23 protein-coding genes are annotated in these 20,067 nt (G+C 31.5%); 6 read left to right on the top strand and 17 right to left on the bottom strand.

The window, feature by feature from the left end; all coding sequences use genetic code 11:
• Positions 1-36: 36 nt before the first annotated feature.
• The 6 genes from MUN68_RS09690 to MUN68_RS09665 all read right to left on the bottom strand — a co-directional run bounded on the left by MUN68_RS09690 (position 37) and on the right by MUN68_RS09665 (position 7,714).
• On the bottom strand, positions 37-3,438 hold the full coding sequence (locus MUN68_RS09690) for a T9SS type B sorting domain-containing protein (protein WP_249997107.1): 3,402 nt from the start codon (positions 3,436-3,438) through the stop codon (positions 37-39).
• 123 nt (positions 3,439-3,561) lie between these two features.
• Positions 3,562-4,386, bottom strand: a complete 825-nt coding sequence (locus MUN68_RS09685; RefSeq protein ID WP_249997106.1) for an ABC transporter permease subunit — start codon at positions 4,384-4,386, stop codon at positions 3,562-3,564.
• A 56-nt stretch (positions 4,387-4,442) separates the two neighbouring features.
• A complete protein-coding gene (locus tag MUN68_RS09680; RefSeq protein ID WP_249997105.1) occupies positions 4,443-5,342 on the bottom strand; it encodes an ABC transporter ATP-binding protein in 900 nt (299 codons plus the stop codon).
• A 118-nt stretch (positions 5,343-5,460) separates the two neighbouring features.
• Positions 5,461-5,979 carry a plasmid pRiA4b ORF-3 family protein gene (locus tag MUN68_RS09675; RefSeq protein ID WP_249997104.1) on the bottom strand — a complete coding sequence of 173 codons (519 nt, stop codon included), beginning with the start codon at positions 5,977-5,979 and terminating at the stop codon, positions 5,461-5,463.
• Positions 5,980-5,993: 14 nt separating this feature from the next.
• Positions 5,994-7,010, bottom strand: a complete 1,017-nt coding sequence (locus MUN68_RS09670) for a COX15/CtaA family protein (RefSeq protein ID WP_249997102.1) — start codon at positions 7,008-7,010, stop codon at positions 5,994-5,996.
• Between the two features lie 140 nt (positions 7,011-7,150).
• Complete coding sequence (locus tag MUN68_RS09665; protein ID WP_249997101.1) at positions 7,151-7,714, bottom strand: adenylosuccinate lyase; 564 nt, start codon at positions 7,712-7,714, stop codon at positions 7,151-7,153.
• A 40-nt stretch (positions 7,715-7,754) separates the two neighbouring features.
• Here MUN68_RS09665 and MUN68_RS09660 point away from each other — a divergent pair, with 40 nt between their 5' ends.
• The 3 genes from MUN68_RS09660 (at position 7,755) to MUN68_RS09650 (ending at position 10,083) form a co-directional block, all read left to right on the top strand.
• Positions 7,755-8,228, top strand: a complete 474-nt coding sequence (locus MUN68_RS09660) for a heme-binding domain-containing protein (RefSeq protein ID WP_249997100.1) — start codon at positions 7,755-7,757, stop codon at positions 8,226-8,228.
• A gap of 17 nt (positions 8,229-8,245) precedes the next feature.
• Positions 8,246-9,484, top strand: a complete 1,239-nt coding sequence (locus tag MUN68_RS09655; protein ID WP_249997099.1) for a glycosyltransferase — start codon at positions 8,246-8,248, stop codon at positions 9,482-9,484.
• A 65-nt stretch (positions 9,485-9,549) separates the two neighbouring features.
• Positions 9,550-10,083 (top strand): hypothetical protein, encoded by a 534-nt coding sequence (locus MUN68_RS09650; protein ID WP_249997098.1) that lies wholly within the window; start codon positions 9,550-9,552, stop codon positions 10,081-10,083.
• Positions 10,084-10,127: 44 nt separating this feature from the next.
• Here MUN68_RS09650 and MUN68_RS09645 read toward each other — a convergent pair whose 3' ends face one another.
• The 4 genes from MUN68_RS09645 to MUN68_RS09630 all read right to left on the bottom strand — a co-directional run bounded on the left by MUN68_RS09645 (position 10,128) and on the right by MUN68_RS09630 (position 12,923).
• Entirely contained in the window at positions 10,128-10,850 is a 723-nt protein-coding gene (locus tag MUN68_RS09645; RefSeq protein WP_249997097.1) for a hypothetical protein, read from the bottom strand.
• Entirely contained in the window at positions 10,840-11,748 is a 909-nt protein-coding gene (locus MUN68_RS09640; protein WP_249997095.1) for an ATP-grasp domain-containing protein, read from the bottom strand. The genes MUN68_RS09645 and MUN68_RS09640 overlap by 11 nt, the downstream gene beginning before the upstream one ends.
• Positions 11,749-11,815: 67 nt before the next feature.
• The gene (locus MUN68_RS09635; protein WP_249997094.1) at positions 11,816-12,373 is read right to left on the bottom strand and encodes a GNAT family N-acetyltransferase; all 558 of its coding nucleotides are present in this window, start codon (positions 12,371-12,373) and stop codon (positions 11,816-11,818) included.
• 16 nt (positions 12,374-12,389) lie between these two features.
• Positions 12,390-12,923, bottom strand: coding sequence for a GNAT family N-acetyltransferase (locus tag MUN68_RS09630; protein WP_249997093.1), 534 nt, complete (start codon positions 12,921-12,923; stop codon positions 12,390-12,392).
• A 131-nt stretch (positions 12,924-13,054) separates the two neighbouring features.
• Between MUN68_RS09630 and MUN68_RS09625 the strand changes: the two genes are divergently transcribed.
• The 3 genes from MUN68_RS09625 (at position 13,055) to MUN68_RS09615 (ending at position 15,892) form a co-directional block, all read left to right on the top strand.
• On the top strand, positions 13,055-13,732 hold the full coding sequence (locus MUN68_RS09625) for a class I SAM-dependent methyltransferase (protein WP_249997092.1): 678 nt from the start codon (positions 13,055-13,057) through the stop codon (positions 13,730-13,732).
• A 111-nt stretch (positions 13,733-13,843) separates the two neighbouring features.
• The gene (locus MUN68_RS09620; protein ID WP_249997091.1) at positions 13,844-14,683 is read left to right on the top strand and encodes a hypothetical protein; all 840 of its coding nucleotides are present in this window, start codon (positions 13,844-13,846) and stop codon (positions 14,681-14,683) included.
• Positions 14,684-14,887: 204 nt separating this feature from the next.
• On the top strand, positions 14,888-15,892 hold the full coding sequence (locus MUN68_RS09615; protein ID WP_249997090.1) for a sugar kinase: 1,005 nt from the start codon (positions 14,888-14,890) through the stop codon (positions 15,890-15,892).
• Positions 15,893-15,914: 22 nt separating this feature from the next.
• Here MUN68_RS09615 and MUN68_RS09610 read toward each other — a convergent pair whose 3' ends face one another.
• The 7 genes from MUN68_RS09610 to MUN68_RS09580 form a co-directional block, all read right to left on the bottom strand.
• On the bottom strand, positions 15,915-16,751 hold the full coding sequence (locus MUN68_RS09610; RefSeq protein ID WP_249997089.1) for a DUF4886 domain-containing protein: 837 nt from the start codon (positions 16,749-16,751) through the stop codon (positions 15,915-15,917).
• An 82-nt stretch (positions 16,752-16,833) separates the two neighbouring features.
• Complete coding sequence (locus MUN68_RS09605; RefSeq protein ID WP_249997088.1) at positions 16,834-17,541, bottom strand: aromatic aminobenezylarsenical efflux permease ArsG family transporter; 708 nt, start codon at positions 17,539-17,541, stop codon at positions 16,834-16,836.
• Positions 17,542-17,973, bottom strand: coding sequence for a nitrophenyl compound nitroreductase subunit ArsF family protein (locus MUN68_RS09600; protein WP_249997087.1), 432 nt, complete (start codon positions 17,971-17,973; stop codon positions 17,542-17,544).
• A 28-nt stretch (positions 17,974-18,001) separates the two neighbouring features.
• The gene (locus MUN68_RS09595) at positions 18,002-18,979 is read right to left on the bottom strand and encodes a permease (RefSeq protein WP_249997086.1); all 978 of its coding nucleotides are present in this window, start codon (positions 18,977-18,979) and stop codon (positions 18,002-18,004) included.
• Positions 18,972-19,379 (bottom strand): OsmC family protein, encoded by a 408-nt coding sequence (locus MUN68_RS09590; RefSeq protein WP_249997085.1) that lies wholly within the window; start codon positions 19,377-19,379, stop codon positions 18,972-18,974. The genes MUN68_RS09595 and MUN68_RS09590 overlap by 8 nt, the downstream gene beginning before the upstream one ends.
• Positions 19,380-19,393: 14 nt before the next feature.
• Positions 19,394-19,630, bottom strand: coding sequence for a thioredoxin family protein (locus MUN68_RS09585; RefSeq protein ID WP_249997084.1), 237 nt, complete (start codon positions 19,628-19,630; stop codon positions 19,394-19,396).
• Between the two features lie 50 nt (positions 19,631-19,680).
• A complete protein-coding gene (locus MUN68_RS09580; RefSeq protein ID WP_249997083.1) occupies positions 19,681-19,986 on the bottom strand; it encodes an ArsR/SmtB family transcription factor in 306 nt (101 codons plus the stop codon).
• Between the last annotated feature and the right edge of the window lie 81 nt (positions 19,987-20,067).

Genomic DNA, 20,067 nt, shown 5'->3' with positions numbered 1-20,067 from the left:
ATTTGTTTTGATGTGTTAAATTACACAATTTTTTGTTTACCGTCTTAACGAAAAATGACTTTTAAAAACTCGACCATCTTGAAGTGTTACAGCAAACCAATAATCACTAGCAGGCATATTGTAACCGTTTAACGTTCCATCCCAACCAGGACCAAGTGGGTCTACTTCAGCTAGAAGTTTTCCATAACGATCAAATATGTGTATTTGTGTATTAGGTTGAAATTGTTGCGATATACCTTTTACTTGCCAAAACTCATTATTTAGATCTCCATTTGGTGTGAAAAACTTTGGGAATCCTATCACTGAGACTTCTTCTTCAGAAATACCACAATCATTTTCAATGTCACGAACATAAACTGTATGAAATCCAAAGTCTACATTGGTAAACACATTACTGTCTTGATAAGGACCAAAAATATTATCTAAGGCATATTCATAAATTCCATCTCCAGACACAAATACTGAAATGGTATTATTTGATGTGGCATCTGTAATTTGAATATCAGTAATTGTAGCAATATCTGAAGGTAATACAGTAATCGTTCGGTCTTTAAAACAACCATCTGTGTTGGTAACACGAACAGTATAGATTCCTGGTTCATTGACTTCAATTTCAAACATATCTTCACCTGTAGACCATTCGTAATAATAATTATTAGGAATGTCATCAATAAGACCACTAGTTAATGTAATAGTCTCCGGAAAGTCATTTAAGCAATACAATAATTCTTCTTGAGTGACAATATTTGGCAATTCAAATACGGTTAATTCTATTGCACTAATGCCGTAGCAAGCATTTGCGTTTTCAACACGTGCAAATATGGTTTGCGAATATGGAATTGTATTGGTGAAATTTGTACCTAATGGATTATTCTCTATAAGTGCATCTTCGTAGGTTTCATAATAAGTAAGATCAAGACCAGTTGGTAATCCATTTAGGATGGTGTTTTGTATGTCGATAAGGTTAAAATTAACAAATCCATCTTCTGTGCCATCATTGTCACAGGCTTCTAAAAATGTATCATTTGAAGCCGTTGAACTCGCTTGAAGTGTGATTTCAGCAATATTAGTACAGCCAGTATTGGTATCTGTCACAAGGGCAAAAATGAGATGCGGATTGAAATAATTGTCAAAGGCATTAGGATTTAGTTCGTCTTCCTCATTTTCTAAATCTGCTAAAGACACATAGAAGTTTATGGTTCTATTAGGAGCACTATTTGTAATTACGTCAAAAAACTGGTTAAGATTAAAGGTTGTAAATCCTTCAGGAATACCATCTTCATCACATTGTAAAATGGTCGTGTTTATAGCTTCAGGAGCATCGTTAACCGTTAAGATGAATGCATCTGTAGAATAACAATCGGTGTTTGCATTATTTTCTATACGAACAAATATCTCTTCAGTATATGCAATAGTATTGGTATATGAATTTGGCAATGCATTTGTATTATCATCTGCATCTAACTGTGTTGGATGATATGTTATGGTATATAAACTGTCATCTTGTGAGCCTAAAATATCAGGATTGAAATCTGAAAGCACTAAAGTTGTAACACCATCCATACTATCTGTATTAAAATCGGTATCACATACAATCACATCATTTAATGTTACAATTACAGGTGTAATATAAACGTCTATATTAAATGTTGTAGTAGCATAACAATTAGGATTGCCATTATTTTCTACTCTAGCATACATGGTTTGAGGCGTTTCAGTGTTATTATAATCTCCAATAATTTCATTCTCATTATTATCTGCATCTAACTGACTTGTAAAATACCGAACCGAGTAATCTATTGGATCTTGAACGTCTAAAATTTGAGCATCCTGAATGGCTAAATCAAAGCTTGAAATTTCTGTGTCATCACAAACTACAATAGTGTCTGGTGGAGTTGCAGAAGGGATGTCAAAAATACCAACTACAGCTTCGCCTTCAATTGGGCATTCACCATTGTTTTGCTCAATAAAAACTTCATAAAATCCAGGCGAATCAACAAATAAATTAAAAGTGGTATCTGGTAAAGGCAGTCCGTCTTTAGACCATACGTAATCTGCTCCAGGAATATTATCAGCTAATAATGTGTAACTGTCTCCTGTACATAGTTTTAGTTCGGTTGTGCTAATTCCATTTTGAATGATATCCACTTGAGAATTAAATAAGGATTGAATAAAAGGAGGTAAGCCAATACGACCTCTATTTTGTGAATTATTAATATCTAGTAACACTCCAGTTTCATTATAACCAGCAGCAGCTCCATCTGCTTCAGGGTTTGGAATTACACCAATAAAACGATCAGAATTACCACCACCTGAAAACTCGAATTGTACTCTATAAATTCTTTTGTCTAAACCGAGTTGTATAGCACCAGCATTAATAGTGTTTGATGTATGTATTGTTTGTTGAGTGTTTGGAATATCTGCTGCTTCTAAATCCCATTGTAAAATTCTACTTGATCCATTTCCAGTGATACCATCATTTATAGACGCATAAATTTTTCTATTTTCTGCTGAAAATTCTACGCCATACGGACTATCATTGTTTTGAGGACTATATAATTCTATAGCATTTGAAACAATTCCAGTATCATTATCAAAATCGAATAAGTAAACACCTCCTGCAGCATCATCTCCTGGGCTTGTTGCAAATCCAAAGTGAGCTACGGCTAGTTTAGATCCATCAGGAGAGGCTTTTAAATATCCAAGCGCATTTCTACGATATCCTGATATAGGAACTGTTGGACCAGCTGTTGATACCACTGGTGTTGTTTCTACTCCTGTTTCAGTGACTTTAAAAGCATAAAATTTGTCTATAAAATGACTAATCACCCAAAAAGAAGAGCAATCATCGGCTTTAACTGCTGTGATTTTTTCAGAACATTTATATTCGGTTTGAAGAGGATCAGTAGGATCGTAAGTAACTAAAGGAATATTCTTTTCAACACCATCAACATCTCCAAGCCCTCCATCTAAAGTCATGTCAACTAATGAATACATTAAGCCATCGTTAATGCCATCATTTTCAAATCCACCAGGAACAGCAGATGTGTTATTATGATGAGGTTCATCAACAGTGAATATATAGTAATAATTGGAGTCTTGTGGTTTTGGTACTATTAACCCTGAAGATGTGCTAGAGTCATCACCTTTAAGACCTGTACCTAGTGCTACACTACCATTTGTCATTGGAGCATGATTAGCATTCCAAATAGTTATACCATCAGAATAAAACAATAAATTACCATTTGTGTCTGAAATAGATGTACAACCTTCTAAGGTGTTAATTTGACCATCAGTTACAGCTGTAACGGTTCCAGCTCCTGCGTTAAAACGTAAGCCAGCATTTTGACCAAAATACCAATAGGATGCTTCTTGTTGTGCGTAGGTAAATACACTGCATAGCAGTAGTGTAAGAAATAGATAGGGATTCTTTTTCATGTAATAATAGCAATTATGTAAGATGCTCTATAGCTATAACAATTTAAGTTATAGAATTCCTCCTTTTTTTAGTTAAAGTTAGGGTACAAACTTTAAGAAGAACATCTAAAAACACTAAAGGTATTACAAATCTCGCTTTTTTAATAATCTGTAAGATAAAAAGATGAAAAGTGCTGTCCAACCTAAAACGATAGCAATTTCGTACCAATGTACTGCAAAGTCGTATAAGAATTCTTGTCCGTTTGGCGCTTTTGAAATTGCGATTCTTTGAAAGGGTTGGTCGATAAGCTTATACATGGATTGTAACGGGAAGAAATTATGAATTTTTTCAGCGATACTTAAATTAGCTTGCCATGTAATTAGTCCGAAAATAATCCATTCTAAAATATACAATACAAATAGAAATGCAAGAGCAAAAGCTGAACGTTTTACTAACATTCCTAAAAATAAACATAGACTAAAGAAGCCGACTAGTTTCAAGAAATATGCAAATAAAAATTCAGTGTCTCTAAAAATTAAACTCACTTCATTAATGCTAGAGTAATATAGTCCAATGACCAAACAAATAATAAATATTATAAATGTTGCAATGGCAGAAAAGAATACAATGGTATAAAATTTAGACAATATAAACTCCTTTTTACTTAAGCCATCAATGAGGTTTTGTTTAATGGTTTTATTGCTGTATTCATTGCCAATCATGCTTACAACAACAATGGCGAAAAAGAATTTAAACTGTGACGCAAAGAAGGTTGTGATATGCCATACAATCGGAAAGTTAAAAAGTCCGTAATGTCCTAATTCTAATGTAAAAAATCCAAAAAAGTCAATTCGTAATGACGATAAAATAATGACGAAAAAAGGAAGTATGAATGATATGAATATCAAAACTTTACTCGCTCTGTTGAGTAATAGTTTTTGTAATTCTAGTTTAAGTAATCTTAACATGATGGGTTGGTTTTATTTTGATTGATTGACCCTTCGACTGCGCTCAGGACAAGTTTTTAGTTATTGTTATCAGTAAGCTGTAAAAACTGTTCTTCTAAACTTTCTTTACGTTTTACTAAATGAGATAGCACAATGTCTTTTTCAAACATAAGTTTGTTAAACGCTGGTGAATCCATTGGTTCATTTAAAAACGCTGTGATCAGTTGGTCTTCAATTTTCACAGTTCCGAAAGAGGAATTGTTTTCAAGAAAAGTAACCAATTCGTTATGCTTTTCAGCTTTCAATTCAAAAAAGCCATGACTAGAGATCATTTCGTCAACACGACCTGAATATAATTTTTCGCCTTTTCGTAATACGACAACATGAGAGCATACTTTTTCAACTTCATCTAAAAGGTGAGAGGCTAAAAGTATAGTTGTGCCTTTGCTGGCTATTTCTTTTATAATCGCTCTAATTTGATGAATCCCTTGAGGATCAAGCCCATTTGTTGGTTCATCAAGAATTAAAATTTCTGGATCGTTAAGCAATGCAGAAGCAATAGCTAAACGTTGTTTCATTCCTAAAGAATAGGTTTTGAATTTGTGGTCTTTTCTATCTAATAAGCCAACAACCTCTAATTTTTCATTTATTTTACTTTGACCAACATCTTTAATTCTGCAAACCAATTTTAAATTTTGTTCTGCAGTCATGTATGGATAAAAATTTGGGCGCTCAATGATAGCACCAACTTTTTTTAAAGCGTTATGAGTAGATACGTTTCCATCAAACCAATGAAAATTTCCTTCAGTTTTATTGACGACGTTTAAAACGATGCCAAGCGTTGTTGATTTTCCACTTCCGTTTGGCCCTAAAATGCCATAAACGTTGCCTTTATTAATCGTAAAAGATAAATTTTTGACAGCAGTGAGGTAACCAAATTTTTTGGTAAGATTGTTAATGGTTAGTATAGCTTCCAAATTTGATTGATTTTTTTTACTGAAAAGCTTCAGTAAAGGTTGATTATAAAAGTAAGACGACACTGTGAATGTTTTGTTACAATGTCGTCTTAAATAAATATTTTGATTGCTGAAGTTTTTAATTCCAGTTTTCGTCAAAGTCTAAATCTTCATAATCATCAAGATCAAGATCATCACCAAATTCATCATCAAGGTCATCAAAGTTTTCTGCTTCAAAGGTTTTTTCAGGAGCAGAATCAGGAATTTCTCCAAAAGCAAACATAAGATTCGGATAATCACTAGCTTCAACTTCTTCAACGATATCAGCAAGTTCTACTAAAAATGTCCACATACTCATAAAATCGTAAACGTATATGAGTTTTGTTTGCGACTTACTCACCACTTGGTTTAGATTAGTTTCACTCATTAATCGAACTGATGAATGTCCTTCACTAACATCAAACATTGAGATTTCTTCACCTTGATCCCATTCTTCATTACTGATATAAAAAGACGCCATTTGTAAACCATCAAAACCAAACGATTGTGTAATGGCATTATGTAAATCTTCAAGAGAATCTGTTTCGCGAATTTCTATATCACGAAAAATATCTTCTTTAGTATCGTTATCTAGTATGGCTCTAAATCTGTATATCATGTTGCAAAAGTAAATTATTTACTGAAACGATGCAAAGTAAATGTCATTGCAGTTAGTAATAAAAATGCGCCAATTTGATGAACTACGCCTAACCAAACTGGAACCGCATAAATTATGGTTAATACACCTAGTAAAAACTGAATTCCAACCATAATTAGTAAGGCATTAATACCATATAATTGGTTGCTGGAAAGAATTAATTGTTTTGCTCTATACCATATGAATAAAATCATTGCGACTACAATATAGGCTAAAGTTCTATGTACAAATTGAACACCGCTTTTACCTTCAATAAAATTCTTATATAATGGACTTTGTTCTATATAAACCGTTTCGTGCATGAATTTTCCTTCGCTCATCATTGGCCAATGGTTGTGTATGAATCCAGCATCTAAACCAGCCACAAAAGCACCATAAATTATTTGAAGGATGAGTATGCCTAAACCAATCCTTATGATGTTTCTAACACCTTCGTCAATCTCTTTTTTGATTGGAAACATTAAATCTAAAGCCACCCAAAATGTATAAGCAAAAGTAATGAAGGCAGTTGTTAAATGCATTGATAATCTATAATGGCTCACATCTGGATTGTCAACCAAACCACTTTTTACCATATACCAACCTAAAAAACCTTGAAAGCCACCTAAAACCAGAAGCATTATTGCTTTTTTAATTGTAGCTTTTGAGAGTTGATTTTTTATAACGAAGTATAAAAACGGAATTAAAAAGACCATTCCAATAAATCGACCTATAACTCGATGTATCCATTCCCAGAAGTAAATGTCTTTAAAATCTTGAAGATCGAAATGCGTATTCAGTTTTTGGTACTCTGGATATTGTTTATACAAATCAAAAGCGTCTTGCCATTCAACGTCATTCATAGGAGGAAGGGTTCCGGAAATCAATTTGTAGTTCGAGATTGATAATCCAGAATGTGTTAATCTGGTTATTCCTCCAACAATCACCATAATGAAAATCAAAACACAGCCTGTTAATAGCCAGTAAATAACCCTTTTATTGTCTTTTTTCATTCTATTTTCTTTGATTCTGTATCATTTGCTATTCCGAGGAATTTCATTAATTATTAATAGGCTCTTTATTTCACTTCATTCTGAATGACAAAACTGTTATTGTATTTGATTATAAGCATGTGATTTTTTTACGTAATAATCTATACTTTTATTTTTTTTAAAATATGTCTTGCTCTTGCTTTAAAACCTGAACTCTGCATTTGATAATCTCTTTCTAAAATCATGACTAATTCTGGGTGAATCCAATCAATATCCTTTCCTAACAAATACAAAACGTTCATTGAATAGGCTTTTGGTGCTATTTTTTCGTCATTAATCATCCAGTCAAAACAAGCTTCCACAATTTTTTCTTTATGGTCAGAATTTAAAGCTGTTTTAATTGCATTATTTGTTTTTGCGTAATTAGCTGTTACTAAGTACTCACAAACTTTTGCTACTGGTCTTACAGCTGAATCTAAATGAACTTTATGTATGTTTTGAGTAAATCTGTCTAAATAAGGAATAATTGCTTCTAAATTTTCACCACACATAAACTCAAATACCCAAGCAGCACGACACGATATTTTATCGTCAACAGTAAATAAAATAGTCAGTAATTTAGGAATAAGGTTAGGTTGCGAAATCACTAAATTAGCATAGTGGAGCCTTTTTTCTCGCGAATGGTTGACGTAATTTAATTCGTTGTAAAGTTGTTCTGTGGTCAAACCTTTTTTTGTACTTTTAAGCACTACAAAAATAATCAAAATGAAACTTATAAAAAAGATACTTTTAGCTTTACTTGTACTATTTATTATTGCACAATTCTTCGGGCCAGATAAAAATGAAGGAGATTATGCTTCCATAGAATCATTTTTGAATGAAACAAAACCTTCTACAGAGGTAAAAGGTATTTTAAAGGAAAGCTGTTTTGATTGTCATAGTAGTGTAACTCGTTATCCTTGGTATAACAACATCACACCAGTAAATTATTGGCTAGCAGATCATATTAAACATGGAAAAGGTCATTTTGATGTGTCTAAATGGGATGAGTATTCTGTTAAAAAGAAAGACCACAAACTTGACGAATTAATTGAAATGGTTGAAGATAAAGTCATGCCATTAGACTCTTATACTTGGACACATTCTGAAGCTAAATTAACTGATGCTCAAATTAAAGCCGTAAATGATTGGGCAAAAGGTGTCAGAGCGACTTATGCTGCTGAACTTTCTAATGACTAATCTTGGTACATAATTCTGTGCAAAAGCAACTTCTTATTATAGGTTTTGTTTGGCCAGAACCCAATAGTTCTGCAGCTGGAAGCAGAATGATGCAGTTAATTTCCTGTTTTAAATCTGAAGGATATTCTATCACATTTGCCAGTGCTTGTGCTAAAACAACAAATGCTTTTGATTTAACCTCTTTTGGAATTGACCAAGTTAGCATTGAACTCAATCATTCTAGTTTTGATGAATTTATTTTAAAAATTCAACCAGATATTGTACTGTTTGATCGTTTTATGACCGAAGAACAATATGGTTGGAGAGTATCTGAACATTGTCCTGAAGCATTACGTATTCTGGATACAGAAGATTTGCATTGCCTGCGAAAAGGAAGACAACAAGCTTTTAAAGATCAGAACACATTTGACACTTCTTATGTGTTTAATGATGTCGCGAAACGTGAAATCGCTAGTATTTACAGATGCGATTTAAGCTTAATTATATCTGAAGCTGAAATAGATCTATTAACTCAAGTTTTTAAAGTTAACGATTCACTATTACATTATTTGCCGTTTTTATTAGATCCATTATCTGAGGTAGCTAAACTTGGTTTTCCTGAGTTTAAAGAACGAGATCATTTTGTTACAATAGGTAATTTTTTGCATCCACCAAACTATCAGTCAGTAGTGTATTTAAAAGAGCATATTTGGCCAGCAATACGTCAACAATTACCAAATGCTGAATTGCATATTTATGGAGCCTATGCATCTCAAAAAGTCACACAATTGCATAATGAAAAGCATGGGTTTTTAATTAAAGGTTATACTGAAATTGTTTCTGAAGTGATACAAAAAGCGAAAGTATGTTTGGCACCTTTGCAATTTGGAGCAGGATTAAAAGGTAAATTAATTGATGCTATGCAAAGCGGAACCCCTTGTGTTATGAGCTCTATTGCTGCGGAAGGCATGTTTGGAAACCATGAAGCTAACGGATTCATTACAGATAACGAAACCGAATTTGTGAATTCGGCGATTGCTTTACACACTAACGAAAGCATTTGGAACCAAACTCAAGAACATGGTTTTAAAGTGATTAATACACGTTTTCAACGTTCAGAGTTTCAAGCAAATTTTATTCAATTGATACACGATTTAAAGTCTGTTTTAATAACACATCGAAGAGAAAATTTTATTGGTCAAATGCTTCAGCATCACAATTTGCAAAGCACTAAGTTTATGAGTAAATGGATTGAGGAGAAAAATAAAGATAAATAATAGATATTTTGATGACATTTTAAGATGTTTTCGATGATTAATTATAATCACAAAACCTTAAAACCATGAAAGTTATTTTTAAATTATTTTTAGCCCTATTTCTATTTAATATGTCCTCTTGTTCTTCTGATGATAGTAAAGATGATGGTAAAGTTGGTGATGTTGTTACGATTGAAGGCGTTTGGAAACTTACAGCTTTAGCAGTTGAGAGCTCATTTGATTTTAATAATGATGGAGTTTATAGTAGAAATCTATTTGAAGAAACACCTTGCTATTTAGATGATTTTATAAATTTTAGAGCTGATGGATCTGTAAATATAGTATCAGCATTAACTAATATTTCGGTAGATGTTACTAGTTCTACAGATTATGAGCATGTTTATGAATGTTTAGATGGCCTAGATCAAGAATCGTCTTGGATTAAAGAAGGGAATTTAGTTACCGTTGAAAATGGAAGTACTGATTTAGAAGGTTATATATTTGAAAACACATTAATCGTCACTTTGAGAGATACCTTTGAAATTGAAATGTTTGATGGAACGAATTATTTTTATCAAGAAGAAGATATCGTTTTGGAGTATACTAAAGTACAAGAATAATCATTTAGAGCTCTTCCTCTAAATGGGAAGGGCTTGTATTGTTTTTATTTGATACTAGTCGTTTTTATATTCTCAATTTCCAATCCTAAAAACAATAGGTTATGAAACGTAGGTAATTGGGCTTCAGTTTCAGTAGTAGTCCAATCTGTCCAAGAGGCTTCTAATCCATTAATGGGTAAAATATCGACCCATAATTGAAAACTTTTTGGTTTTCCAGAATCATCAAAATGCCATAAATACGAATCACCTGGAGTTGAGCCACCAGAATTATAGGTGACTAAAAGTGCGTCTCTATTGCTTTCAGTTTTTACAAGTTTGCGTGTTACACCTTCATCAAAAACCTTGTAAGGCGCAACCAACCAAAAGGTGTCATTATTGAAATAACCTTCAGCTTTATGAATGTAATCATGAGCATCTGGTTGTTTGTATTCTAATTCATTAATAAAGACATTTGAGTTGTCATGATTTACCAGATCTAGATCTACTTTAATGTTTTTCCAGTAGACTTCACAAGTGTTTTTAGTTTTATTCCATTTAAAATGATGACGGTTTTTAAAGGTGAATTCAATAAAATCTGTGGCTTTATATGCATCATGATTTAAGACATTAAGCATTCTTGTTGCTAAAAGATCTGCAGCTTGTCCTTGTGTTCCAGTTGGCAATTCTTCATTGTATTTGAAATACATAAATGTGAATAAGAGCAACGTAGGTAAGGTGAAGAATACTACGATTCCACCAATAATTTTTAAAATGCGTTTAATTTTCATGAGCTAATTTGTCTTTAATAGCTTTGGCAAGCAGTTTAGCTGCTTCAGGATGGTGTCTAAACCATAATTCTGGTTCTATAAGTTCCAATTCTGAAAGTGCAATATGTTCATTATTATCTTCAAAGATATCAACTCTAGCATAGATAGGTAATTCAATACAGGCTTTTACACAAGTTTCAGCAAATTTAATTTCTTCATCAGTAGGAGTGTAGTCCTGCACACTACCTCCAAAATCATCTTGCACTCTAAAATCTCCAGTTTTTGCTTTTTTAAGAATCGCGTGTGTAAATTGTCCGTTAAAAACCATCATAGAGATTTCTCCTTTACTAACGATATTATGCTGAAACGGTTGCAACATCATGGCTTCATTTTTAATCAACTCTTGAAAGGTTTTTTCATGAGCTTCTAAGTTTTCAATATTTAATTTATAGGTATGTCTAGCAGCTCCAGAAATGCATGGTTTTAAAACAGTGTCTCTCCAATTTAAAATATGATGAAGTTGAGATAAAGTAACTTGAGCGTTTTGTTCTATGAAATGACTTTCGGCAATATGAATATCATTTTTTTGTAAATCTAAAAGGTAATGCTTATCAATATTCCAACGAATAATTGCTTCAGAGTTTAATAAAGTAGTTTGTTTAGAAACAGTTTCCAACCATTTTGAAAACTCATCAAAACGATCAAAATAATCCCAAGTTGTTCTAAATAATATTAATTTTGTAGTCGACCAATCAAAAAACATATCGTCCCAAGCGAGACGCAAAGTTCTAAGTCCGAGTTCTTCTAAGGCATGATAAACCAAGCGATCTTCAAAATAAACGTTATGTTTATAGGCATCCGTTTTTGAATCGTTAAGATATCGTTGTTCAGTAAGAATGACGCAATCGTATGTTGACATGTTGATTTTAATTCGCAACTAAATTATGAAAAGTTGATGAACTTGAAGAAGAAAATATTACTATTGATTATGTGATTTTTTGCCAATCAGTTCTATGTATTTCATAACAAATACATGTTTCAAATTTTGGATGTTTTTTTAGTTTTGGATGCTTAAATGTTCCAATTTTTTTCATGCCAATTTTTTTCATGACCTGTTCAGATTTGATGTTTTTTTCTGTAAACACTGAGATTATTTTTTCTAAATTTAGGGTGTTAAAGGCGAATTCTAGACATTTTTTTGCACCTTCAGTTGCATATCCATTTCCCCATACACTCTTTTTTAATCGCCAGCCAATATCTGTTGCAGGAGTAAATTTTGTTTGATATTCTTGATATGCTAAACCAATAAAACCAATTAATTCTCCAGTTTCTAAAAGTTCAGTAGCAAAGTAATTATAACCTTTGTTGTCATAATGTTTTTGTAGTCGGTCAATGAACTCTGAGGTTTCGCTTGTTGTTAATGGATTTGGAAAGTATTCCATAACTTCTAAATCGGCATTTATTTCAGCAAATTCGTTTAGGTCATTTTTATTCCAATTGCGAAATCCGAGTCTCTCAGATTTAAATATGTAGTCTTTTTTCAAATTAAATGTGTTTTATTTAAGTTAGTGAATCAAGATATTGGTTTTTAAAAATCATCATCATTTTATGATCATAATAGTTGTTCTCAATTTTTAAAAAATGCTTCTGAATGCCATATTCTGCAAAGCCTATCTTTTCATATACTTTGGCCGCTTTTGTATTACTTTCAATCACATCGATTTCTACTTGCTCAATACCTTGTATTTTAAATGCTTCACTTAAAGTGAATTTTATAAGATTTATGCCAACACTTTTGCCTTGAAACTGAGGTTTAACATACACTTGGATGATAATTCCTCTGTGATCAATTTTTAATCGTTCATATCTTTGAAAGCCTGAAATGCCAATTAAATTGTTATTATAAAATGCGCCAATTACAAAATTATTTGAATTAGCTTGTTCTATAAAAGGTTGAAAGAATAATTTCTCTTTTGCTTTTTCATCTTCGTAATTTGATGTGAAATTTGTTGGATAATTTTTTAGGCATTGTAATCTTAATTCGCGATAAGAATTAGATTCGTTAGGAGATAATTTTCGAATATCAAAGTCCATTAAAATAATTTAGTCAAGGTTTGTATATTACTGCTACTAAATTACTAAAAGAATACCAATAGAACAGTATTTGCTATTAATTGGCATCTAATTGATAAATGATTTTGTTTTAATTTTGTATTTAAGAATTTATGAAGAACAACAAGAATAATACTATTTTAAAAAAGACACCATGGCCAACTAAAGCAGCTATGGATCAAGTTTACAAATTGAAACTTTGGGGAGAAAATGAAACTAATTTTTATTCAGGTATTGGATCACATCATCCAAAATTAGTTCAGCCTTATTTAGATGTTTTAACTTCATTTTTGACATCTTTTAAAAACCCTCTTGTAGTATGTGATTTGGGCTGTGGTGATTTTAATGTCGGAAAAGAATTAGTAAAATATAGCAAGAAATATTTTGCTGTTGATATTGTTGAAGACCTAATTGAGCATAATAAAGTTAAGTTTATTGACGATAATTTAGAATTTCATTGTATAAATATTGCTGTTGATGATTTGCCGCCTGGAGATTGTGTCATTTTACGACAAGTCCTTCAGCATTTATCAAATATTGAAGTGCAAGGCATAGTGAATAAGTTATCAAAATATAAATATGTTATTTTAACTGAACATATACCAGAAGGCGATTTTATTCCTAATAAAGATATTATTTCTGGACAAGGTATTAGACTAAAAAAACAAAGTGGTTTAGATTTATTGGCTTCACCTTTTAATTTTAAAATAAAAGAAGAAAAACAATTATTATCAGTTAGTTTAAAAGATAGTAAAGGAATAATTATAACAACGCTTTATGAAACCTTGTAGTGTTAATTTATAAGCTATTTAATACATTCAGAACATAGAATTGTAGTTCTAAAAAACAATGTGTTAGTTTTTATGATTTTTTACAACTAAAGGCTTATAAAAATTAAACTCATGAAAAATTGTATTAAAATTTTATTCTTATTTATTGGTGTTTCTGCTTTTTCACAAAGTCCTTGGACTCAAAATAAAGGCAAGTTCTACACTCAGGTTTCATTTACTACAATATCAGATTATGATGCATTATTTGGTGATCCTGATTATAAAATTCCTGGTAAATTAACAGATAATACAATTCAATTTTATGGTGAATATGGTCTTTCAGACAAAACAAGTTTGATAATCAATGTTCCATTTAAATTAATAGCTTTCAATGGTTTTGTAAATCCATTAACTAACTGCGCCAATTGTTCAGAAGATCTTAATACATCAGCATTAGGGAATATAGAGATTGGTGTTAAACATAATTTTTATAAAAAGAATTGGGTGCTTTCAGGTCAATTGTCTTTAGAAGCAAATACAGGTACTTTTGATTCTGATTCAGGAATTAGAACAGGTTATGATGCATTTACATTTACACCGCTTTTTTTAGCTGGACGAAGTTTTGGGAAAACGTATATTCAAAGTTTTATTGGGTTCAATCTTAGAACCAATGATTACAGTTCTAATTTTAAAGCAGGAGGAGAAGTTGGACACAAAATTGTCAAACGAATTTGGTTGGTTGGATTTATTGATATCGTAAAATCATTTGAAAACGGAAATATCGTGTTACCAATTGAGAATGCGTTTACAGGTTTGTATGTTAACGATCAGGAGTATGGTGCTTATGGCTTTAAAGGTATTGGAGAAATCACTGAAACATTTGGTGTTACTGTTAGTTATGCAAGTGCTTTTTTTGGAAATAATGTTGCTAAACAATCGGCTTTAAATATTGGACTTTACCATAAATTTTAAGGCATTAAGTATTGGTTTAGCATTCATTGAAAAACACTTAGACTTTATTTATTCCTTTTTAATTTCATGAGCTATAATTTTACTGCAATATGATATGAAAACGTAATTGACTTTTTATTTAAGATGCCAAATTAAAAATACCTATTGAAATTCATTTATTATTTGTTATTTTTAAATTTATAGTTCTCATTTAAAGTCTTACTTATGAATCAAATCATCACCTTTGGCGAAGTCTTAATGCGTTTATCTCCAAGAGGAAATAAAAAGTTTATACAATCTAATTTATTAGAATTTTATTTTGGAGGTACAGAATTGAATGTTGGTATCTCAATTGCTAATTTTGGTGAAGATGTAAAGCATGTCAGTTGTGTTTCTGATGATTTCATTGGTGATACAGCAGTGTCTTATATCAATAAATTTGGTGTTAGTACGTCTTCAATCGTCTATTCAAAAAGACCATTAGGTGTGTATTTTTTAGAAGTTGGAGCAGTAATGAGACCCAGTTCCATTTCTTATAATAGATCACATTCTTCATTTTCAGAAATTTTGCCTTCAATGATAAATTGGGAAAAGGCCTTGAAAAAAGGAAAGTGGTTTCATTGGACAGGCATTACACCAGCTTTATGCAGAGGGAGTTATGAAACCTTAAGAGAAGGTTTAATTTTGGCTAGAAAGAAAGGAATGACAATTTCTGCAGATCCTACATACAGAAGTGGTTTGTGGAAATATGGAGAAGATCCTAAAAAAGTTTTAATTGAATTACTCAACTATTCTAACATATTTATTGGAGGTGTAAATGAAATGAATGAAGTTCTTGGTACAGATTTTAAGTACTCCAATGACGACTTCATTGAAGCTAGTAAATTGTTAATGGAAGAGTTTCCTTCTATTGAAAAAGTTTTTGATAAGGTCAGAACAGCTCTCAATGCGTCTTGGCATAAAATTAGAGCCAGAATGTGGAATGGAAAAGAGTTTAAGGAAACCGAAGACTTAGAAATAACACATATTGTGGATCGAATTGGTACAGGTGATGCATTTGCAGCAGGCCTAATTTATGGATTGCAAAAATATGATGACTATAAATCGTTGCAGTTTGGAAATGCTGCATGTGCTTTGAAGCACACCTACGAAGGCGATGTTAATTATGCTACAGTAGAAGAGGTGATTGGTCTATTAGAAGGAAATACTACTGCACGTGTAAATCGTTAATTGTAAGAAGATATTAGTCGGTTTACTCAGAAATTTTCTTTAATAATTCCGCAGTATTTGGTTCAATATCTCCATTGAATTTTAATTTAGTCACTTTTTTACCTGTAAGTAATTGATAAAAAACACAAGCGTTTAAAAAAGCACCATTTTTATTAGGATGAATATCATCATCATAAAGTTCTATTTCTAGATATTTGGTTAATACATCATAGTATTTGGTTCCGTTATTAGATTTTATCAAACCATGTTCTTGAGCTACTAAGTCGTACGATTCATTTATTAGTTTAATTTCTTGTTCTAAATTTTGAATAGTTGGCGAGCAACATTCGTCTTTATCAATTGATTCATCTATACGACTTGATGAATAGCAATAGTGTTTAGGATACTCTTTTTTTGAAGGCCAAGTATTGAAAAGTATGAATTCACATTCTGGATTAGTAGCTAGTTTTTTAATATCCGAAATGGCTTTATTTAGTTTAAGATCACGATTTTCAGGAATTAAAACACTCACAGTTCCTGTTTGCAGAATAATAATATCCCAATTTTTTTCAGTAATCTTATGTTCGGTCTCAGTGGTTTCTCCTGGTTCTTTTTTTCTTGTGCTGATGCTGTTTTCTGTTCTTGATGTGATAATATTTGATAAATGTCCTGGTAATGATTGACCAGGACATGTGATTTGGTCAATCTTAATATTTGGATGGGTTTCATCTAGCATCAACTGAAGTGTTTGTGGCATGTCATGAAAATACGTAAGACTATTTCCAACAAACAACACATTCAATTCTTGTGATGATTGTAGCTTTCTAGAGTTGCAATTTGTTACTGCAAAAGCAAAAATGATAAGTAAAATAATTCGCATAAACCTCAGTGAACTTGTTCGTATATGATTGTTGGTGTTTACTATTACTAAGTTAGTAAAAGTTAATTAATCAGAATGAAATTTATATAATTCCAGTAAAAATAAAAACATAATACAATCCAGTTAGAATAAAAACGATTCCTGCAATTGTTCGCATTACATTCTCAATTTTTGTAATTCTATTGTAAAATACACCTATTTTTCCTGCAGTAAAAGCTAATAAATAGGTAAAAAAAATGACAGGTAATCCTGTTCCAAACGCAAATACTATTGGTAAATAGAGTCCATCAACTGATGTAATTGTCATTGGGATTAGCATTCCAAAAAATAATGCGCCACTGTATGGACAAAAAGCCAATGCGAAAACAACACCAATTAAAAAGGAACCTAGCAAACCTTTATCCTTAAATTTTTCGGATAATTTTTCTTGAAAATTTGACTTTCCCAAAAAACTGAGCTTGATAAGATTTAGCATAATTAATCCTATAATTATTAATAAAGGCCCTAAATATTTTTCACCATTCTGATTAAAAAATCGAGCAATATGAAATTTACTTGCTCCAAAATATAATATCAAGCCAATAGTAGTATAGCTAAATCCTCTTCCAACAGAATATAATAAACCACTTAAAAACACGTGTCTTTTACTCGAAATGTTTTTTGAAATAAATGCAGTTGCAGTTATATTAGTTGCTAATGGACAAGGGCTAATAGCTGTCATTAGTCCGAGTATAAATGCTGATAAAATCGGAATATTATAACTTTCTAAAAGCGATTGTAAAACCTCCATTTAAAGCGTATTTAACTCCTTTTCAATTTTAGATTTTAGTTCTTTTGAAAAGGTATCTTGGTTGTTACCTTCCATAAAAGCAAATTCGGTTAAATCTATTTTGGTTTCTTTTCCCTTTTTTATCACATTCAAAATCAAAGCGGTTCCTGAAGCTTCAAATTTTTCAGCAATTTTCTCGTTTTCCTCTTTATCTACATTTATGACTTGAAAAGTGATTTTATCAGCTTTCATCTCATTTGAAAAATAGGTGTCTAAAGTATGTTTTGTATTTGCTTCAATAGCATTACATGTCATACATCTATGTGTAGAATGGAAGTCTAAAACCTCTATTTTAGAGATGGATTGATCTAAAGAATGTGTTTTGCTTTTACTTTGATCATTACAAGCCATTAGAAATAAGGCGAGTGTTAGCATTTTAAAAAATTTAATCATTGTGTTCATTTTAATATTGATTTATTATTTATAATAACATGTTGAATACATATCCTGAAATGATGATACAGAGAGTTACAACACTAAAAAAGATAGCAATTAGTTTTATGGTCATTACCTTCTTTAAAAGTAATGCTTCAGGTAAAGACAAGCCAACAACTCCCATCATAAAAGAGATTGCTGTACCTAATGGAATTCCTTTTGATACTAGCACTTGAACGACTGGAAGTATTCCTGATGCATTTGAGTACATTGGAATTGCTAAAATAGTAGCAATAGGAACTGCAAAAAGATTGTCTTTGTCCATATGTTTTTCAAAAAAACCTTCAGGAATATAACCATGCATCAATCCTCCAATAGCGATACCTACAATGACATAAGGCACAATACCTTTTAGAATGTTTATGACTTCATCCCAAATGATAGGCAATCTCTGTTTTAAAGTTTGATTTTCGGCAATAAATGCATCTTGGTCTTTTTGTGCATTTTCTAACACTTCTTTTGCCCAAGGAGTTAAATAAGATTCTAATTTTAATTTTTGAAGAATTACGCCAGAAATAGTACCTAATAAAATACCGCTTATGATATAGATAATTGTGGTTTTTATTCCGAATAAGCCAATGAAGAGTCCTATTGCAACTTCATTAACCAAAGGTGAAGTAATTAAAAATGAAAACGTAACACCTAAAGGAATACCGCCTCTTACAAAACCAATAAACAAAGGAACTGACGAGCAAGAACAGAAAGGCGTTACGACACCAAAAAGGCTAGCCATGAGGTATTCTAATCCATATAATTTGTTTCTGGAAAGGTAATTTTTGACTTTATCTATTGGGAAATAACTGTTAACTATTCCCATAAAAAAGATAACGACAAACAGTAAAATTAAAATCTTTGTTGAGTCATAAATAAAGAAGTTTAACGCTTCTGCTAAATGCTGTCCTTTATTTAAATTTAATAGATCATATACCAACCAATCAGCAATATTTTGTATCCAATCAAACATGACTTATTGTGCTAATCGTACCAGAAATTGTGCAAGACCGTTTTATAGTATTGTAAATCGTTCCAAACTTTTCAATATTCTTTTTTAGTAAGGTCGTGTTTAATTTTTTGTCGTCGCTAAATAGGGTCAAATGGTATTTGATATGATCCATTCTTGGAGGATTTTCATGACGTGTAGCATTAACCTCAAGAGTGGCTTTTGTATAGGAAAATTTCATCATACCCGAAAAACGTTCCACATTTTTAAGCATACAAGCCGCAAATGAACTCAAGAATAATTCAGCAGGATTTGGTAAGATTTCAGACGTAATTGAAGTTGTTCCAAAATCTATATTGGATTGTTTTACATGAATAATTGCATCTTGATTTGCAGTAGATGATGCTTTAATTTGATATCTCATGTTGTCAGTTTTAATTAGTTTAACAGTGCTAAAACTTCTTCTTTTGATGGTACTCTTCCTTTTATTGTAATCACATCATCAATTACTAAAGCAGGTGTTGTCATTACGCTGAATGTCATGATTTCCATTATATCCTCAATTTTTTCTAGGGTTGCATCAATGTTGTTTTCTGAAACAACATCTTTCACAATAGCTGTCATAGATTGACACTTTGGACAACCTGTTCCTAAAATTTTAATTATTCTACTCATAATATTTATATTTGTTTATCGCAAATAGACGATAGGTTTGCTGAAAAATATCAATCAAAAAACTGCTGAAATAATGATTTTGCAATGTTCCATTTGTCTTGATTGATACAGTATTTTATTTTTGGTGGTTTTAATTCTCCTTGAATGAGACCAGCGTTTTTTAGTTCTTTTAGATGTTGAGAAATTGTAGATTGAGCCAATGGAAAAACATCTACTAAATCGCCTGTAAAACAACAGGATTGATTTTCAAGATGCTTTAAAATTGCAACACGCGTTGGATGACTCAAAGCTTTGGCAAATTTGGCTAAGGCTTCTGTATCTTTTTTATATTCTATATGTTCTAAACTTCTTTTCAACTGCTTTAGTTTATTTTAAATTCATTATCGCAAATGTACGATTGATTTATAATTTAAAATGTGACATTTATCACATTTTCC

It is taken from the genome of Psychroserpens ponticola (genome assembly GCF_023556315.2).
Lineage (GTDB): Bacteria > Bacteroidota > Bacteroidia > Flavobacteriales > Flavobacteriaceae > Psychroserpens > Psychroserpens ponticola.
Note: the sequence above shows the minus strand (reverse complement) of the source record. Positions and strands in the feature narration are given on the sequence as shown.

What these genes read in the sequence shown, in the direction of transcription:
- MUN68_RS09645 (WP_249997097.1), bottom strand. Translation starts at nt 10,850, where the DNA reads ATGAAAATTAAACGCATTTTAAAAATTATTGGTGGAATCGTAGTATTC.
- MUN68_RS09640 (WP_249997095.1), bottom strand. Translation starts at nt 11,748, where the DNA reads ATGTCAACATACGATTGCGTCATTCTTACTGAACAACGATATCTTAAC.
- MUN68_RS09685 (WP_249997106.1), bottom strand. Translation starts at nt 4,386, where the DNA reads ATGTTAAGATTACTTAAACTAGAATTACAAAAACTATTACTCAACAGA.
- MUN68_RS09600 (WP_249997087.1), bottom strand. Translation starts at nt 17,973, where the DNA reads ATGATTAAATTTTTTAAAATGCTAACACTCGCCTTATTTCTAATGGCT.
- MUN68_RS09620 (WP_249997091.1), top strand. Translation starts at nt 13,844, where the DNA reads ATGAAAAATTGTATTAAAATTTTATTCTTATTTATTGGTGTTTCTGCT.
- MUN68_RS09595 (WP_249997086.1), bottom strand. Translation starts at nt 18,979, where the DNA reads ATGTTTGATTGGATACAAAATATTGCTGATTGGTTGGTATATGATCTA.
- MUN68_RS09625 (WP_249997092.1), top strand. Translation starts at nt 13,055, where the DNA reads ATGAAGAACAACAAGAATAATACTATTTTAAAAAAGACACCATGGCCA.
- MUN68_RS09650 (WP_249997098.1), top strand. Translation starts at nt 9,550, where the DNA reads ATGAAAGTTATTTTTAAATTATTTTTAGCCCTATTTCTATTTAATATG.
- MUN68_RS09670 (WP_249997102.1), bottom strand. Translation starts at nt 7,010, where the DNA reads ATGAAAAAAGACAATAAAAGGGTTATTTACTGGCTATTAACAGGCTGT.
- MUN68_RS09615 (WP_249997090.1), top strand. Translation starts at nt 14,888, where the DNA reads ATGAATCAAATCATCACCTTTGGCGAAGTCTTAATGCGTTTATCTCCA.
- MUN68_RS09660 (WP_249997100.1), top strand. Translation starts at nt 7,755, where the DNA reads ATGAAACTTATAAAAAAGATACTTTTAGCTTTACTTGTACTATTTATT.
- MUN68_RS09585 (WP_249997084.1), bottom strand. Translation starts at nt 19,630, where the DNA reads ATGAGTAGAATAATTAAAATTTTAGGAACAGGTTGTCCAAAGTGTCAA.
- MUN68_RS09675 (WP_249997104.1), bottom strand. Translation starts at nt 5,979, where the DNA reads ATGATATACAGATTTAGAGCCATACTAGATAACGATACTAAAGAAGAT.
- MUN68_RS09630 (WP_249997093.1), bottom strand. Translation starts at nt 12,923, where the DNA reads ATGGACTTTGATATTCGAAAATTATCTCCTAACGAATCTAATTCTTAT.
- MUN68_RS09590 (WP_249997085.1), bottom strand. Translation starts at nt 19,379, where the DNA reads ATGAGATATCAAATTAAAGCATCATCTACTGCAAATCAAGATGCAATT.
- MUN68_RS09690 (WP_249997107.1), bottom strand. Translation starts at nt 3,438, where the DNA reads ATGAAAAAGAATCCCTATCTATTTCTTACACTACTGCTATGCAGTGTA.
- MUN68_RS09605 (WP_249997088.1), bottom strand. Translation starts at nt 17,541, where the DNA reads ATGGAGGTTTTACAATCGCTTTTAGAAAGTTATAATATTCCGATTTTA.
- MUN68_RS09610 (WP_249997089.1), bottom strand. Translation starts at nt 16,751, where the DNA reads ATGCGAATTATTTTACTTATCATTTTTGCTTTTGCAGTAACAAATTGC.